The organism is Xenophilus sp. (assembly GCF_044462705.1).
Classification (GTDB): Bacteria; Pseudomonadota; Gammaproteobacteria; order Burkholderiales; family Burkholderiaceae_C; genus Xenophilus; species Xenophilus azovorans.
In genome coordinates this window covers 16,449-31,920 of sequence record NZ_JBIQNC010000032.1, presented here as the reverse complement: position 1 = coordinate 31,920, position 15,472 = coordinate 16,449, and the positions used below count along the sequence as shown (strand labels likewise).

Annotated in this window: 15 protein-coding genes and 1 pseudogene; 6 read left to right on the top strand and 10 right to left on the bottom strand. The window is 69.0% G+C overall.

Annotated features, from left to right (window positions below; translation table 11 throughout):
* Positions 1-382 (bottom strand): annotated as a pseudogene (locus tag ACIY1X_RS07845) (23S rRNA (adenine(2503)-C(2))-methyltransferase RlmN); the annotation flags it as partial.
* A gap of 4 nt (positions 383-386) precedes the next feature.
* A complete protein-coding gene (ndk, locus tag ACIY1X_RS07840; RefSeq protein ID WP_399679621.1) occupies positions 387-812 on the bottom strand; it encodes a nucleoside-diphosphate kinase in 426 nt (141 codons plus the stop codon).
* Between the two features lie 149 nt (positions 813-961).
* Between ndk and ACIY1X_RS07835 the strand changes: the two genes are divergently transcribed.
* The 3 genes from ACIY1X_RS07835 (at position 962) to ACIY1X_RS07825 (ending at position 5,289) form a co-directional block, all read left to right on the top strand.
* Positions 962-1,579, top strand: a complete 618-nt coding sequence (locus ACIY1X_RS07835; RefSeq protein ID WP_399679619.1) for a TetR/AcrR family transcriptional regulator — start codon at positions 962-964, stop codon at positions 1,577-1,579.
* Between the two features lie 127 nt (positions 1,580-1,706).
* On the top strand, positions 1,707-4,076 hold the full coding sequence (locus ACIY1X_RS07830) for a 3-hydroxyacyl-CoA dehydrogenase/enoyl-CoA hydratase family protein (protein WP_399679617.1): 2,370 nt from the start codon (positions 1,707-1,709) through the stop codon (positions 4,074-4,076).
* A gap of 4 nt (positions 4,077-4,080) precedes the next feature.
* Positions 4,081-5,289: an acetyl-CoA C-acyltransferase gene (locus ACIY1X_RS07825; protein ID WP_399679616.1), complete on the top strand. Its 1,209-nt coding sequence runs from the start codon at positions 4,081-4,083 to the stop codon at positions 5,287-5,289.
* A 157-nt stretch (positions 5,290-5,446) separates the two neighbouring features.
* Here the strand turns inward: ACIY1X_RS07825 and galU are convergent, their stop codons facing one another.
* From galU to cmk, 8 genes are all read right to left on the bottom strand, one after another.
* Complete coding sequence (galU, locus tag ACIY1X_RS07820; protein ID WP_399679615.1) at positions 5,447-6,325, bottom strand: UTP--glucose-1-phosphate uridylyltransferase GalU; 879 nt, start codon at positions 6,323-6,325, stop codon at positions 5,447-5,449.
* Positions 6,326-6,366: 41 nt separating this feature from the next.
* Entirely contained in the window at positions 6,367-8,286 is a 1,920-nt protein-coding gene (locus tag ACIY1X_RS07815) for a polysaccharide biosynthesis protein (protein WP_399679614.1), read from the bottom strand.
* Between the two features lie 3 nt (positions 8,287-8,289).
* Positions 8,290-9,270 carry a hypothetical protein gene (locus tag ACIY1X_RS07810; protein ID WP_399679612.1) on the bottom strand — a complete coding sequence of 327 codons (981 nt, stop codon included), beginning with the start codon at positions 9,268-9,270 and terminating at the stop codon, positions 8,290-8,292.
* 8 nt (positions 9,271-9,278) lie between these two features.
* Positions 9,279-10,457, bottom strand: coding sequence for a lipopolysaccharide assembly protein LapB (lapB, locus tag ACIY1X_RS07805; RefSeq protein WP_399679610.1), 1,179 nt, complete (start codon positions 10,455-10,457; stop codon positions 9,279-9,281).
* A 3-nt stretch (positions 10,458-10,460) separates the two neighbouring features.
* On the bottom strand, positions 10,461-10,694 hold the full coding sequence (locus tag ACIY1X_RS07800) for a lipopolysaccharide assembly protein LapA domain-containing protein (RefSeq protein WP_399679608.1): 234 nt from the start codon (positions 10,692-10,694) through the stop codon (positions 10,461-10,463).
* Positions 10,694-10,996, bottom strand: a complete 303-nt coding sequence (locus ACIY1X_RS07795; RefSeq protein WP_399679606.1) for an integration host factor subunit beta — start codon at positions 10,994-10,996, stop codon at positions 10,694-10,696. The genes ACIY1X_RS07800 and ACIY1X_RS07795 overlap by 1 nt, the downstream gene beginning before the upstream one ends.
* A gap of 70 nt (positions 10,997-11,066) precedes the next feature.
* A complete protein-coding gene (rpsA, locus tag ACIY1X_RS07790) occupies positions 11,067-12,761 on the bottom strand; it encodes a 30S ribosomal protein S1 (RefSeq protein ID WP_399679604.1) in 1,695 nt (564 codons plus the stop codon).
* A 120-nt stretch (positions 12,762-12,881) separates the two neighbouring features.
* Positions 12,882-13,583 (bottom strand): (d)CMP kinase, encoded by a 702-nt coding sequence (gene cmk, locus ACIY1X_RS07785; protein WP_399679603.1) that lies wholly within the window; start codon positions 13,581-13,583, stop codon positions 12,882-12,884.
* 128 nt (positions 13,584-13,711) lie between these two features.
* On the opposite strand from cmk, the gene ykgO reads away from it, so the two are divergent.
* The 3 genes from ykgO to ACIY1X_RS07770 all read left to right on the top strand — a co-directional run bounded on the left by ykgO (position 13,712) and on the right by ACIY1X_RS07770 (position 15,463).
* Complete coding sequence (gene ykgO / locus ACIY1X_RS07780; RefSeq protein ID WP_005913193.1) at positions 13,712-13,837, top strand: type B 50S ribosomal protein L36; 126 nt, start codon at positions 13,712-13,714, stop codon at positions 13,835-13,837.
* Positions 13,838-14,045: 208 nt separating this feature from the next.
* Entirely contained in the window at positions 14,046-14,375 is a 330-nt protein-coding gene (locus tag ACIY1X_RS07775; RefSeq protein ID WP_399679600.1) for a hypothetical protein, read from the top strand.
* Positions 14,372-15,463 (top strand): agmatine/peptidylarginine deiminase, encoded by a 1,092-nt coding sequence (locus tag ACIY1X_RS07770; RefSeq protein WP_399679599.1) that lies wholly within the window; start codon positions 14,372-14,374, stop codon positions 15,461-15,463. Before ACIY1X_RS07775 ends, ACIY1X_RS07770 begins: the two co-directional genes overlap by 4 nt.
* Positions 15,464-15,472: the final 9 nt, after the last annotated feature.

Sequence of the window (15,472 nt, the reverse complement as noted above, 5' to 3'; positions counted from 1 at the left end):
TGAGCGCGCAGCCCACCTGCGAGGACACGCACAGCGTGCCGCGGCCCTTGTCCGGAATGTAGACCGTCTCGATCGCGTTCTTCGGGTCCATGCCGAGCAGCCACTTGTGGGTGCCGTCGGTGGACGCCTTGTCGTAGATGACTTCCGGCGGGCGCACCACGGCGATCGCCTCGAGCCGGGCGCGCAGCGCCTTGCCCAGGTCGGTCATCTGCTCGAAGTCGGTGGCGTAGCGGTGATGGATCCACTTCATCACCTGGTGCGCGCGGAACTTCTTTTCCCCGAGCTCCTGCTCGAAGAAGCGCTCGAGCGACGCACGGTCGAAGTCGAAGATGTTCGTCTTCGACTGGGCGGTGACCGTGTTGTCGCCCGGGCGCTGCATCATCGCCTCAGCGGCCGTGGACGTCGGTGGCCGGGAAGAAGTACGCGATCTCGATCGCGGCGTTCTCCGGCGAGTCGGACCCGTGCACGGCGTTGGCGTCGATCGAATCGGCGAAGTCGGCGCGGATCGTGCCCGGCGCCGCTTCCTTCGGGTTGGTCGCACCCATCAGCTCGCGGTTCTTCAGCACCGCGTTCTCGCCTTCCAGCACCTGGATCATCACCGGGCCGGACACCATGAACTCCACCAGCGCCTTGAAGAACGGGCGCTCGCGGTGGACCGCATAGAAGCCCTCGGCTTCCTGGCGGGACAGGTGCTTCATCCGGGCGGCGACGACCTTCAGGCCGGCCTTCTCGAAGCGGGAATAGATTTCGCCGATGACGTTCTTGGCGACGGCATCGGGCTTGATGATCGAAAGGGTGCGCTCCAGCGCCATTTGCATTCTTCTCCGGGAGGAAAAACCCGCGACGTGGCGCGGGTTTAGCCGACATGGCTCGGGAAATTCTAGCATCCGATTGACGCCCGATCACAGCCGGGCGTAGCATCAAACAATCGTTTGATTCAGCGTGCCTGCAGCCACCCGACATGTCCTCCACCGCCTTCTCCACCAAGGACCGGATCCTCGGCGCCGCCGAGGAGCTGTTCGCCCAGTACGGCTTCGCCGGCACCTCGCTGCGCCAGGTCACCAGCCACGCGGACGTGAACATCGCCGCGGTCAACTACCACTTCGGCAGCAAGGAGAACCTCGTGAACGAGGTCTTCCGCCGGCGCATGGACGAGATGAGCGCGCGCCGGATGGCGATGCTGGAAGCGGCCGAGCGCGAGCACCCGGGCGAGCTGGAGCCGGTGCTGGCCGCGTTCGTCGAGCCGGCGCTGGCGATGGCCCAGGACCGCCAGGGCGGCGGCGCCTTCATCCGCGTGATCGCCCGCGCCTACGCCGAGAAGAACGACAGCCTGCGCAAATTCCTCTCCGACCAGTACGGGCACGTGCCGCGCGAATTCGCGCGGGCCATCGGCCAGTGCCTGCCGGAGCTGCCGCGCGAGCAACTGCTGTGGCGCCTGGACTTCCTGGCCGGCGCGCTGACCTACGCCATGGCCGACTTCGGAATGATCAAGCGCCCACCCGGCACCACCGAAGCCACCCACCGCGAACGCGCCGCCCGCGAACTCATCCGCTTCGCCGCGGCGGGCTTTACGTCCTGAATCGGGCTTTCCTTGGCCACAGATTCCACAGATCAGGAGCGGATCAAGAGCGGTAATGGCTTTTTATCCTTTTGAATCTGTGAAATCTGTGGTCAAAAAAACTAAATGAATCCGAGAGATATGAGACATGGTTGAGAAATTGCTTGTACGGCGGGCCGCGGTGCTGGGGGCCGGGGTGATGGGGGCGCAGATTGCCGCGCACCTCACCAACGCCGGGGTCGATACGGTGCTGTTCGACCTGGCCGGCAAGGACGCGCCGAATGCGGTCGTCGACAAGGCCATCGCCAACCTGGGCAAGCTCTCTCCCGCCCCGCTGGCCAGCAAGACCCTGGCCGCGGCCATCACCCCGGCGAACTACGACTCGGACCTGGCGCTGCTGGAAGGCTGCGACCTGGTGATCGAGGCGATCGCCGAGCGGATGGACTGGAAGCAGGACCTGTACAAGCGCATCGCCCCGCACGTGGCCGCGCATGCGGTGCTGGCCAGCAACACCTCGGGCCTGGGCATCGACGCGCTGGCCTCGGTCCTGCCGGAGGAGATGCGCCACCGCTTCTGCGGCGTGCATTTCTTCAACCCGCCGCGCTACATGCACCTGGCCGAGCTGATTCCGGCGAAGACCACCGAGCCGTGGGTGCTGGACGCGCTGGAGGCCTTCCTCACCACCACCCTGGGCAAGGGCGTGGTCCGGGCCAAGGACACCCCGAACTTCATCGGCAACCGGATCGGCGTGTTCTCGATCCTGGCGACCATGCACCACACCGCGGCCTTCGGCCTGCCGTTCGAAGTCGTGGACGCGCTGACCGGGCCGGCGATCGGCCGGCCGAAATCGGCCACCTACCGCACCGCCGACGTGGTCGGCCTGGACACCATGGTCCACGTCATCGGCACGATGGCGGAGACGCTGCCGGACGATCCCTGGCACGCGCACTTCCAGGCGCCGGATTGGCTGCAGGCGCTGGTCGCCAAGGGCGCGCTGGGCCAGAAGACCCGTGCCGGCATCTACACCAAGCGTGGCAAGGACATCCTGGTGCTCGACCTCGAGGCGCAGGACTACCGGCCGAGCCAGCCGGAGCTCGAACCGGAGGTCGCCGCGCTGCTCAAGGAGCGCGACCCGGCGAAGAAGTTCGCTGCGCTGCGCGCCAGCGGACACCCGCAGGCGCAGTTCCTGTGGGCCGTGTTCCGCGATCTGTTCCACTACAGCGCCTACCACCTGGGTGCGATTGCCGACACCGCGCGCGACGTGGACCTGGCGATCCGCTGGGGCTACGGCTGGTCGCTCGGCCCGTTCGAGACCTGGCAGGCCGCCGGCTGGCGCCAGGTGGCCGACTGGATCGCCGAGGACATCGTCGCCGGCAAGGCGATGAGCGATGCCGCCCTGCCCGACTGGGTATTCGACGGCCGCGAGGGCGTGCACGGCGCCGAGGGCAGCTACAGTCCGGGCAAGGACGCCAAGCTGCCGCGCTCGTCTCTGCCGGTGTACCAGCGCCAGCGCTTCCCCGACCCGCTGCTGGGCGAACGCTTCGACCCGGGCGAGACCGTGTTCGAGAACGACGGCATCCGCGCCTGGACCGACGGCGACGGCGTGCTGGTGGCCTCGTTCAAGACCAAGATGCACACGGTCAACGACCAGGTGCTCGACGGGCTGCAGCACGCCATCGGCCTGGCCGAGCGCGACTTCCGCGCGATGGTGCTGTGGCAGCCGAAGGAGCCGTTCTCGGCCGGCGCCGACCTCGCCGGTGCGCTTGGCCTGCTGCAGGCCGGCAATGTCGCCGGCTTCGAGGCGATGGTCGCCAACTTCCAGCGCACCAGCCAGCGGATCAAGTACGCGCTGGTCCCGGTGGTCGCCGCGGTCCGCGGCCTCGCCCTGGGCGGCGGTTGCGAATTCCAGATGCATGCCGCGCGCACCGTCGCTCACCTTGAGAGCTACATCGGCCTGGTCGAGGCCGGCGTCGGCCTGCTACCTGCCGGTGGCGGGCTGAAGGAACTGGCGGTGCGCGCCTCGCGCGCGGCAGGCGACTCCGGCGACGTGTTCGCGCAGCTGCGTACCGTTTTCGAGACCGTGGCGATGGCCAAGGTGGCGGGCTCCGCGCTTGAAGCGAAGGAACTGGGCCTGCTGCGCGACGGCGACGCCGTCGCCTTCCACGCCCACGAGCTGCTGCACATCGCCCGCCAGCAGGCGCTGGCGCTGGCCGAACAGGGTTATCGCCCGCCCCTGCCGGCGCGCCGCATCCGCGTCGCCGGCGACGTCGGCATCGCCACCTTCCGCATGCAGCTGGTCAACATGCTCGAGGGACGCTTCATCTCGCGCCACGACTACGAGATCGCCGAGCGCATTGCCACCGTCCTGTGCGGCGGCGAGGTCGATCGCCACTCGCTGGTGGACGAGGACTGGCTGTTGCGCCTGGAGCGCGAGCACTTTGTCGCCCTGGCGCAGATGCCGAAGACCCAGGAGCGCATCGCGCACATGTTGAAGACCGGCAAGCCGTTGAGGAACTGAATCCATGAGCATGCAAATCCAGGACGCCTACATCGTCGCCGCCACCCGCACCCCGGTCGGCAAGGCGCCGCGCGGCGTGTTCCGCAACACCCGGCCGGACGAGATGCTGGCGCACGTGCTGCGCGCCGTGGTCGCGCAGGCGCCGGGCATGGACGTGTCCCGCGTCCAGGACGTCATCATCGGCTGCGCGATGCCCGAGGCCGAGCAAGGCATGAACGTGGCCCGCATCGGCGCGCTGCTGGCCGGGCTGCCGAACACGATTCCGGCGCAGACCATCAACCGCTTCTGCTCCTCCGGGCTGCAGGCGGTGGCGCTGGCCGCCGACCAGGTGCGCCTGGGCCAGGCCGACCTGGTGCTGGCCGGCGGCACCGAGTCGATGTCGATGGTGCCGATGATGGGCAACAAGATCGCGATGAGCCCGCAGGTGTTCGCACGCGAGGAGAACATCGCCATCGCCTACGGCATGGGCATCACCGCCGAGAAGGTCGCCGAGGAATGGAACGTCTCGCGCGAGGACCAGGACGCCTTCGCGCTCGGCTCGCACCGCAAGGCGCTGGCCGCGATCGAGCGCGGCGAGTTCCGCGAGGAGATCACCCCGCTGGAAGTCGTCGCGCACCTGCCCGACCTCGGCGGCAACACGATCCGGCTGAAGAAGACCCTGGTCGAGGTCGACGAGGGGCCGCGCCCGGACACGTCACTGGAAGGCCTGGCGAAGCTGCGCACGGTGTTCCGCAACGGCCAGGCCGGCGGCACGGTCACCGCCGGCAACAGCTCGCAGATGAGCGACGGCGCCGGCGCGGTGCTGGTCGCCTCGGAACGGGCGATCAAGGACTACAACCTCACCCCGCTGGCGCGCTTCGTGTCGTTCGCGGTGGCGGGCGTGCGCCCGGAGGTGATGGGCATCGGCCCGATCGCGGCGATCCCGAAGGCGCTGGAGCAGGCCGGGTTGACCAAGGACCAGCTCGACTGGATCGAACTCAACGAGGCCTTCGCCGCGCAGGCCCTGGCGGTGATCCGCGACAGCGGGCTCGACCCCGACAAGGTCAACCCGCTGGGCGGCGCCATCGCCCTGGGCCACCCCCTCGGCGCTACCGGCGCGGTGCGCACCGCCACCATCGTCCACGGCATGCGCCGCCACGGCCACAAGTACGGCATGGTCACCATGTGCATCGGCACCGGCATGGGCGCGGCCGGCGTCTTCGAAGCCCTGTGACATTTTTTGGCCACAGATTTCACAGATCAAGAGCGGGTCAACACAGGTTTTTAGAAAGTGGCTCGCCGCGACCTGACGGGTCGCCGCGAGCCACTTTTCCTTTGTCTGTGCAATCTGCTCTTGATCCGTGAAATCTGTGGCTAAAAAGGCCTGAAGATCAGTCGGAGTCGCGGACGCCCAGTTCGGTGAGCGCGTCGGTCATCATGCGGCGGGCGGGCTCGCTGAGCTTCTCGTGGTCAAGGGCGAAGCGGATGGTCGCGTTGATCAGCCCGATATGGGTGCCGCAGTCGAAGCGGGTGCCCTTGAAGCGGTAGGCCAGCGCCGGCTCTTCCGCCAGCAGCGCCGAGATCGCGTCGGTGAGCTGGATCTCGCCGCCCGCTCCCGGCCGGGTCGCCTCCAGCAGTTCGAAGATCCGCGGCGAGAGCACGTAGCGCCCGACCACCGCCAGGGTGCTGGGCGCCTCCGCCGGCGCCGGCTTCTCGACGATGCCGGTGATCGTCCCGCTGCGCCCCTCGAACGCCTCCGTCGCGACGATGCCATAGCTGGCGGTCTTGTCGCGCGGGACTTCCTGGGTCGCGATGACGCTGGCGCCGGCCTGCTCGGCCAGGTCCGCCATCTGCTTGAGCGCGCCGTCGCCGTCGCGGTTCCAGATCAGGTCGTCCGGCAACAGCACCGCGAAGGGTTCATCGCCGATCACCGCCTTGGCGCACAGCACTGCGTGGCCCAGGCCCAGCGCCTCGGCCTGGGTCACGAAGATCGCGCGCACCCCTTCCGGCAGCACGTGCCGGACCACTTCGAGCTGCTCCTGCTTGCCGGCGCGCTCGAGCTTCTGCTCCAGCTCGTACGCCTTGTCGAAGTAGTCGGCCACCGCGTGCTTGTAGCGGTTGGTGACGAACACCAGGGTGTCGCAGCCGGCCTCGATCGCCTCGTCCACCGCGTACTGGATCAGCGGCTTGTCCACGATCGGCAGCATTTCCTTGGGCACCGTCTTGGTGGCCGGCAGGAACCGGGTGCCGAGCCCGGCAACGGGAAACACGGCCTTGCGGATGCGTCGGGATCCGGCGCGCGTTGGGGACATCATGAATTCCGTGAGCTTCGGGCGGGGAACGCGACCACGGTCGCCGAATCGCTGGCGACGGCGGGCGCGGCCACCACCTCGGCGGGCACGAACTCCGGCACCGCATCGCGCAGCTGGGCCGCCATCACTTCCAGGTCGTAGCGGGCCACGGCCTCGCGCAGGCGCTGGCTCGCCGTGAGGATGCGCTCGGCCGCCACCGCGCGCGCCTCGGCCTGCAGGATTTTCGGATGCGCGGTCGGCCGGTAGCGCTCGTCGGCGTGGAACAGGGTTTCGTGCAGCTTCTCGCCCGGGCGCAGGCCGGTATAGACGATCGCGATGTCGCGCTCGGGCTGCTTGCCGGCCAGGCGGATCATCTGCTCGGCGAGCAGCTTGATCGCCACCGGCTCGCCCATGTCCAGCGTGTACACCGCATCCTGAGAGCCCATCGCCGCCGCCTGCAGGATCAGCTGGCAGGCCTCGGGAATGGTCATGAAGTAGCGGGTGACTTCCGGATCGGTCACGGTCACCGGGCCGCCATTGCGGATCTGCTCGCGGAACAGCGGCACCACGCTGCCGGCCGAATCGAGCACGTTGCCGAAGCGCACCGTCACCGCGCGGGTGGATGTCTTGCCGGACTGCGCCTGGCACACCATCTCGGCCAGGCGCTTGGTCGCGCCGAGCACATTCACCGGATCCACTGCCTTGTCGGTGGAGATCAGCACGAAGCTGCCGATGCCGGCGTCCTGGCACTCGCGGATCACGGTCTCGGTGGCGAGCACGTTGTTGCGCACCGCCTCGCGCAGCTGGAACTCCAGCAACGGCACCTGCTTGTACGCGGCGGCATGGAACACCGCCTCGGGCTGCGAGCGCGAGATGGCATGGCGGATCACCGCGGGGTCGCCGCAATCGCCCAGCACCGGCACGCAGCGCACCTGCGGAAAGTCGCGGCGCAACTCGGCCTGCATCCGGCTCAGCGCGAGCTCGTCGATCTCGACCATCGCGATCTGGTGCGCGCCATGGCGCGCGCACTGGCGGCACAGCTCCGAACCGATCGAGCCGCCGGCGCCGGTGACCAGCACGCTGCGCCCGCCCAGCCAGCCGCGGATCGCCTTCCAGTCCGGGGTGACCGGCTTGCGGCCGAGCAGGTCCTCGATCGCGACTTCCTTCAGTTCGCCCGGCAGCGACCGGCCTTCAAGCAGGTCGTCCAGCCGCGGCACGCGGCGGAACGGCAGCCCGGTCCGCTCGCAGGCGGCCACCACTTCGCGCATCGCCGCCGCGTCGAGCTGCGGCATCGCGATGACCAGCAGCGCGGCCGCGGTTTCCGGCGCGATCCGCTCCACGTCCGCGACCCGGCCCAGCACGGGCACGCCCTGCAGGTAGCTGCCGCGCAGGTTCGCGGCGTCGTCCAGGAACCCGACCGGCTGGTAGGCGCCGGTGCGGCGCAGGTCGCGCACCAGTGCCTCGCCGGCCTGGCCCGCGCCCAGGATCAGGACCCGCATTCCGCCCTGTTCGGCCTTGCTGCGCTGGTGGTCCTTCCACACCCGGTACAGCAGCCGCGGCATCCCCAGCAACGCGGTCAGCACGAACGGATACAGCAGCAGGACCGTGCGCGAGACCTGGTCCATGCGGTTGTAGAGGAACAGGCCGACGAAGATCGCCACCAGGCCCGCGAGGCAGGCCTTGAGGATGTTGATCAGGTCGGGGACGCTGGCGAAGCGCCAGATGCCCCGGTACAGGCCAACGCGCCAGAACACCAGGCCCTGGGCGATCAGCACCAGCGCGGTCTCGGCCGACCACGGCGACAGCGGCGACGGTTCGGAGCGCAGCGCGTAGCGCAACAGGTGCAGGCCCGTCCAGGCCGCCCAGACCATGCACAGATCGTGCACGATCACCGCGACCCGCGGCACCCCCAGCGCCACCCGATCCTTCCAGTTCGCCATCACCTACCCTCTCCCTGCGCGAGTCCATCCCTGCTGCAGCCGCGACCAGGCCATGCAAGCCACCGCGCAGGAGAGTCCGACCACCCATATGATAACGGCGAATGAATACGCACTTGCGATGAACATCAACGAAACGGCGACCAGCGACGCGGCCAGATAGGCGCCGGCGACGCGTCCATGGCTGGCTCCGCGACGTACCCAGGCCTGGTACGCATGCTGCACATGGGCCTGCCACCAACGTTCTCCACGCACGATGCGACGCGCCAGCGTCAAGGACGCGTCAACGCCGAACACCAGCAACGGAAAGGCCAGCAGGGGCGCCCTGGGCCAAGGGGTCTCGAGCAGCAGCAACCCGGCCAGCGTGGCCAGCAGATAGCCCAGCGATCCGCTGCCCACGTCCCCGAGGAAGATCCGGGCACGCGGCAGGTTGAACGGCAGGAAGCCCGCGCAGGCCGCCGCCAGCACGATGCCCGGCAATGCGACCTCGCCACCACCGGCGAACAGGGCATAGGCCGCGGCCGCGACCAACGCCTGGCTGGCGGCCAGGCTGTCGATCCCGTCCATGAAATTCCAGACGTTGACCAACACGACCGCCAGCACCAAGGCTGCGCTGGCCTGGACCAGGTCCGCGCCCAACAGGACCAGCGCGTGGGCCAGCAGCGCCGCGGCCAGCAGGTGCACCGCCAGGCGCAGCGGCGGCGGCACGTGGCGATGGTCGTCGCGCCAGCCGATGCCGGCCACCGCGACCAGGCCCAGGCCGATCCACATCCATGCGCGCGCCTGGGTGCCCGGTTGCCATGCCAGCCAGGCGAGCAGCGGGAGCATCGCCGCGACGATCGCGATGCCGCCGCCGCGCGGCGTCGCCGCCTGGTGGCTGCGACGTTCGCCGGGGTGGTCGAGCAGCGCATTGCGCAACGCGTAGGCCCGCGCCAGCCAGGTCCCGGCCAGCGAGATCGCAAACCCCAGCACGCCCCAGGCCAGCATCGAAAGGTTCAGACCACCGCGTAGTTGAGCAATGGCTTGACCGTACCCCATTCCTTGCAGCTGGGGCATTGCCAGTGGTGGCTGCGCGCGCCGAAGCCGCAACGGCTGCAGCGGTAGCTGGGATTGCGCACCAGGAGCTGGTCGGTGATGTGCTTCAGGTCGTGCAGGGTCGCGACCGGGTCGGCGCTTTCGGCCAGGGTCAGGTCGATCAGCGCGGCCTCGCCGCGCACCGACGGCCGGTCCTTCAGTTGCCGGGCCAGGTAGGCGCGCGCGGAACCCACGCCCTCCTCCACTTCCACCAGCCGGGTCAGTGCCAGCACGGGCGAAATGCCGCGGTAGTGCTCGGCCATCTGCGCCAGGAAGGTGCGCGCGCCGGTGGTGTCGCCCACGCGCGCATAGGCGGCCAGCAACGACGGCAGCAGCTCCGGCAGGTAGTCGGGGTCGTGCCGCGCGGCACGTTCGAAGGCGCGGATCGCGGCCGTGTCGTTGCCGGCCTCGACCTCGATCCGGCCCTCGAGCAGGCCGGCGCGCACCGAGGTGGAGTCGGCCGCGTAGGCCCGGGCGATCGCCGCTCGCGCCTCGTCGATGCGGCCGGCGGCGCGGTGCCGGTCGGCCAGTTCGCATTCGAACTGCGCCACCAGCTTGCCCATCGGCTCGCCGGTCACCGCCTCGTAACGGGTGGCGTTCTCGATCGCCTTGGCCCAGTCGCGCTCGGACTGGTAGATCGCGATCAGGTGGCGCAGCGCCTGCGGCGCGCGCTGGTCGATCCGGGCCAGGTCGGAGAACACGGTTTCGGCACGGTCGAGCAGGCCGGACTTCATGTAGTCCTCGCCCAGCGCCAGCAGCGCCTGCACCTTCTGCTGGTCGCTCAGGTCGGGGCGCTGCACCAGCGCCTGGTGCAGGCGGATCGCGCGGTCGACCTCGCCGCGGCGGCGGAACAGGTGGCCGAGTGCGACCTGGGTCTCGAAGGTGTCCTTGTCCAGCTCGGCGATGTGCAGGAACAGCTCGATCGCCTTGTCCGGCTGCTCGTTGAGCAGGTAGTTCAGGCCGCGGAAATAGGTCGTGGAGAGCTTGCTGACCTGGCTGTCGCTATGCCGTTCGCCGCCGCGGCGCCCGATCACCCAGCCGGTGATCGCCGCCAGCGGGATCAACAGCGCGTACCAGATCCATTGGTCGAGCAGGACCATCGGTCAGGCCGCCCTGTCGTCGTCGCGGCGCGCCGGGCGCCGCAGCAGCGTGCTCGCGGCCAGGACCACGCCGCCTGCCACCACGCCGACCAGCAGCGCGAGCAGCAGCGACACGCCCAGGCTGGCGCGGAACACGGAGAAGCCGAGGTCGATCGCCACCGGCTGCGGATTGAGCGCGCCGATCGCCAGCCCCACGGCCAGGAACAGCACGGCGAGGACCGCGCGCAGGACGCGCATCAGTCGTCGTCGGCCACCGGCAGGGCGTTGCTCACGCGCTCGCGCAGCTCCTTGCCGGGCTTGAAATGGGGAACGTGCTTGCCCGGCAGCGCGACGGCCTCGCCGGTCTTCGGATTGCGGCCGGTACGCGGCGGCCGGTAATGCAGGGAAAAGCTGCCGAAACCGCGGACCTCGATGCGCTCGCCCTGGGACAGCGAGGCACCCATCATTTCCAGCAGCGACTTGACCGCGAGGTCGACGTCGTCGGCCTTCAGGTGGGCCTGGCGTTGGGTGAGGATCTCGATCAGCTCGGACTTGGTCATGGGCTCGTGTCGTGCGTGGAACCCGCGCGACGGGCGGCCCGGGAGTCCCGGGCCGCCGCCAACGCTCAACTTACTCGGACTTGTTCCCGAGCTGCTCACGCAGCAGCGCGCCGAGCTTGGTGGTTCCGGCAGAGGCATCCGCGGAGCGGTTGTACTCCGCCAGCGCCTCCTGGGTCTCGGCCTCGTCCTTGGCCTTGATCGAAAGCTGCATCAGGCGGCTCTTGCGATCGGTGCCGACGATCTTGGCCTCGATCTCGTCGCCGACCTTCAGCTTCTGGCTGGCGTCCTCGACCCGCTCGTGCGAGATGTCGCGGACCGACAGGTAGCCTTCCACGCCGTCGCCCAGGTCGATGGTCGCGCCCTTGGCGTCCACTTCCTTGACGGTGCCCTTCACGATCGAGCCGCGGCTGTTGTTGGCCTGGAACTGGCCCATCGGGTCCTGCTCCAGCTGCTTCACGCCCAGGCTGATGCGCTCGCGCTCCGGGTCGACCGCCAGGACCACCGCCTCGAGGGTGTCGCCCTTCTTGTAGTTGCGGACGATTTCCTCGGGGTTGGCGTTCCAGCTGATGTCCGACAGGTGCACCAGGCCGTCGATGCCGCCTTCCAGGCCGATGAAGATGCCGAAGTCGGTGATCGACTTGATCTGGCCCTCGACCTTGTCGCCCTTCTTGTGGATCGCGGCGAAGGTTTCCCACGGGTTGGAGGTGACCTGCTTGATGCCCAGCGAGATGCGGCGGCGCTCCTCGTCCACGTCCAGGACCATGACCTCGACCTCGTCGCCGACCTGGACGACCTTGGACGGGTTGACGTTCTTGTTGGTCCAGTCCATCTCCGACACGTGCACCAGGCCCTCGACACCTGGCTCGATCTCGACGAACGCGCCGTAGTCGGTGACGTTGGAGACCTTGCCGAACACGCGGGTGTTGGCCGGGTAGCGGCGCGAGATGTTGTCCCACGGATCCTCGCCCAGCTGCTTCAGGCCGAGGCTGACGCGGTTGCGCTCGCGGTCGTACTTGAGCACGCGGACGTCGAGCTCCTGGCCGACTTCCACCACCTCGGACGGATGGCGCACGCGCTTCCAGGCCATGTCGGTGATGTGCAGCAGGCCGTCGATGCCGCCCAGGTCCACGAACGCGCCGTAGTCGGTGAGGTTCTTGACCACGCCCTTGAGCACCGCGCCCTCGACCAGCTTCTCGAGCAGCGCCTCGCGCTCCTCGGAGTGCTCGCTCTCGACCACCGCGCGGCGGGAGACGACCACGTTGTTGCGCTTGCGGTCGAGCTTGATGAGCTTGAACTCCAGCTCCTTGCCTTCCAGGTACACCGGGTCGCGGACCGGACGCACGTCGACCAGGGAACCGGGCAGGAACGCGCGGACGTCCTTGATGTCGACGGTGAAGCCGCCCTTGACCTTGCCGCTGATGCGGCCGGTGATGGTCTCGTTCTTCTCGAGGGCTTCCTCGAGCTCGTCCCACACCATCGCGCGCTTGGCCTTCTCGCGCGACAGCACGGTTTCGCCGAAGCCGTTTTCCAGGGCGTCCAGCGCCACCTTGACGGTGTCGCCCACGCCGACGTCGATTTCGCCTTCTTCGTTGCGGAACTGCTCGATCGGGACAATGCCCTCGGACTTCAGGCCGGCGTTGATGACGACCACGTCGGAGCGGACGTCGACCACGGTGCCGGTGACGATGGCGCCGGGCTTGAGCTTGGCGAGGTGGGCCTGGCTCTGTTCGAAGAGTTCGGCGAAGGATTCGGTGGCTACGGTCATGTTGTTCTCGGTTGGCGTGCGGGATTGCAGCGCCGGGGTTGGTGGATTGCCCGGGTTCGCCCGGGGCCTTCGGGTACTTCCAGGTAAAGCAGCCGACCATGGGTCGGCTCTACGGCTCTTCTACGACGGGGTGACGATGCCCAGGACCCGGGCGACGACGGCGTCGATCGGCAGCCCGGTGGTGTCGATGCGGATGGCGTCTTCGGCCGGCCGCAACGGCGCCACCGCGCGGCTGGCGTCGCGGGCGTCACGGGCCAGGATCTCCCGTAGCAGACCCTCTAAGGTAACCGAAACCCCTTTTTCCTTCAACTGCTTATAGCGTCTTTCGGCGCGTTCCTCGGCGCTGGCGGTCAGGAACACCTTGAAGGAAGCGTCGGGGAAGATGACCGTGCCCATGTCGCGGCCGTCCGCGACCAGCCCGGGCGGCTGGCGGAAGGCGCGCTGGCGGTCGCGCAGCGCGGCCCGGACTTCGGGGATGGCGGCGATCGCCGAGGCCGCGGCCCCCGCGGTCTCGGTGCGCAGCTCGTCGGTGGCGTCGTGGCCGTTGACCAGCACCCGCAGCTCGCCGTCGGCCGCCTCGCGGAAGCGGATCTCGGTGTCGAAGGCGCAGCGGACCAGGGCCCCGGCGTCGTCCAGGTCGAGGTCGTTCCAGCCCGCGGCCACGCCTACCGCCCGGTACAGCGCGCCCGAGTCCAGGTAGTGCCAGCCCAGGCGCTGGGCGACCAGGCGGCTGATCGTGCCCTTGCCGGAGCCGGAGGGGCCGTCGATGGTGAGGACGGGGGTGTGAGGGTCCGGGGCCTGCGGGTCTGGGGTCGGCGTCATCGGCACATTGTAGCGCCCGCGCCGGGACAAACAGTTGATTCGGCGTGGATTTCTCCGCTAGAATGGGCGGCTGGCGCGCTTGCGCGCTTTTTTCTTCGTCCGCCAACCCCATTGCCGAGGTTTCTTCCATGAAGGTGCTTTCCTCCCTGAAGTCGGCGAAGACCCGTCACCGCGACTGCAAGGTGGTCCGCCGTCGTGGCAAGGTCTTCGTAATCTGCAAGTCCAACCCGCGCTTCAAGGCGCGCCAGAGGTAAGCCGGAGGCTTGCCTCGTAGAGCCGACCCATGGTCGGCTGCTGTTCGAAAGGCCGCGGAAACGCGGCCTTTCTGTTTCCCGGCCCTGCAGGAGCGGCGGAAGCCGCGACCGAAAGTGTGACAGGCTCCCCGTCGCGGCCTCCGCCGCGCCCACAAGGGGCTGCGCGGCACCCGTACAATCCTGCAAGGACACCGACGAGGCATCCACCATGAACCGGTTCGGCACCACGCTTCCCCTGCTGTTGCTGTGCGCTCTCGCCGCCCCGGCGGGCGCCGACACCCTGCTGATCGAGCGCGTCGAGCAGGCCAATCCGGCGGCCCTGCCCGCCCGCGGCATGAGCATGGCCCAGGTCCAGGCCCGCTTCGGCGAGCCGTCCGCCCGGCTGGATCCGCGCGGCGGCCAGAAGTCGGCCTGGCCGGTGATCCACCGCTGGACCTATCCCGCATTCACCGTCTACTTCGAGCGCGACAAGGTGATCGACGCCGTCCTCAACCCGCAGCCGGGCGAAACCGGCCCGGTCCCCGTCACCGCCCGATGACCCAGCCCCTGCGTTTCCCGGCGGAATGGGAGCCCCAGTCCGCCGTCCTCCTCGCGTGGCCGCATGCCGGCACCGACTGGGCCGAGCGCCTGGGCGAGGTCGAGGAGACCTTCATCGCCATGATCGCGGCGATCACCCGCTTCGAGCCGGCGATCGTCTGCGTCGCCGACGACGACGTCGAGGCCTACGCCCGCGCCCGCCTGGCCTCGGCCCGGGTGGACATGGCACGCGTCCGCTTCGTGGTGGTGCCGTACAACGACACCTGGTTGCGGGATACGGGCCCGATCACCCTGACCGACTCTCCCTTCTCCCCGCCTGCGGGGAGAAGGTGCCCCGAAGGGGCGGATGAGGGGCGCTCTTGCTCTTTCCGTCTCCTCGACTTCCGCTTCACAGGCTGGGGCGGCAAGTTCGAGGCTGGCGAGGACGACCGCCTGGTCGGGCGCCTTTCCCACATGGGAATCTTCTCGAACTGTTCCGTACAAAGCATTGATTTTGCTTTGGAAGGCGGCGCCATCGAAACCGACGGCCAGGGCACCCTGCTGAGCACCTGGCGCTGCCTGGGCGAGCGCCATCCGGACAGCGACCCGGAGACGGTCGGTCGCCAGCTTGCCGGGTGGCTCCGCCAGGACCGCGTGCTCTGGCTGCACCACGGTTACCTCGAGGGCGACGACACCGACGCCCACGTGGACACCCTCGCCCGCTTTGCCGCGCCCGACGCGATCGTGTTCCAGGCCTGCGACGACCCTGCGGACTCGCACCACGCCGAACTGCAGGCAATGGCGGCTGAAATCGCCGCGCTGCGCACCGCCGGCGGCCAGCCCTACCGCCTGTTCCCGCTGCCCTGGCCGCGGCCGATCCATGACGACGGCCGCCGCCTCGCCGCCAGCTACGCCAATTTCCTGATCGTCAACGGCGCGGTGCTGATGCCGGCCTACGGCGATCCCGCCGATGCGCGTGCCGCCGACGTGCTCGCCGCGGCCTTCCCCGGCCGCGAGATCGTCCAGGTCCCCTGCCGCCCGCTGATCTGGCAGAACGGCTCCCTGCACTGCCTGACGATGCAACTGCCGCAAGGCGTCGCGCAGGACTGAACAAGGGGG

Bases quoted from the DNA above. Each gene is read 5' to 3' on its own strand.
- cmk (WP_399679603.1), bottom strand. From the start codon at position 13,583: ATGACGCCGACCCCAGACCCGCAGGCCCCGGACCCTCACACCCCCGTC.
- ACIY1X_RS07815 (WP_399679614.1), bottom strand. From the start codon at position 8,286: ATGGCGAACTGGAAGGATCGGGTGGCGCTGGGGGTGCCGCGGGTCGCG.
- lapB (WP_399679610.1), bottom strand. From the start codon at position 10,457: ATGGTCCTGCTCGACCAATGGATCTGGTACGCGCTGTTGATCCCGCTG.
- ndk (WP_399679621.1), bottom strand. From the start codon at position 812: ATGGCGCTGGAGCGCACCCTTTCGATCATCAAGCCCGATGCCGTCGCC.
- ACIY1X_RS07770 (WP_399679599.1), top strand. From the start codon at position 14,372: ATGACCCAGCCCCTGCGTTTCCCGGCGGAATGGGAGCCCCAGTCCGCC.
- ACIY1X_RS07795 (WP_399679606.1), bottom strand. From the start codon at position 10,996: ATGACCAAGTCCGAGCTGATCGAGATCCTCACCCAACGCCAGGCCCAC.
- ACIY1X_RS07830 (WP_399679617.1), top strand. From the start codon at position 1,707: ATGGTTGAGAAATTGCTTGTACGGCGGGCCGCGGTGCTGGGGGCCGGG.
- ykgO (WP_005913193.1), top strand. From the start codon at position 13,712: ATGAAGGTGCTTTCCTCCCTGAAGTCGGCGAAGACCCGTCACCGCGAC.
- ACIY1X_RS07825 (WP_399679616.1), top strand. From the start codon at position 4,081: ATGAGCATGCAAATCCAGGACGCCTACATCGTCGCCGCCACCCGCACC.
- rpsA (WP_399679604.1), bottom strand. From the start codon at position 12,761: ATGACCGTAGCCACCGAATCCTTCGCCGAACTCTTCGAACAGAGCCAG.
- ACIY1X_RS07800 (WP_399679608.1), bottom strand. From the start codon at position 10,694: ATGCGCGTCCTGCGCGCGGTCCTCGCCGTGCTGTTCCTGGCCGTGGGG.
- ACIY1X_RS07835 (WP_399679619.1), top strand. From the start codon at position 962: ATGTCCTCCACCGCCTTCTCCACCAAGGACCGGATCCTCGGCGCCGCC.
- ACIY1X_RS07775 (WP_399679600.1), top strand. From the start codon at position 14,046: ATGAACCGGTTCGGCACCACGCTTCCCCTGCTGTTGCTGTGCGCTCTC.
- ACIY1X_RS07810 (WP_399679612.1), bottom strand. From the start codon at position 9,270: ATGCTGGCCTGGGGCGTGCTGGGGTTTGCGATCTCGCTGGCCGGGACC.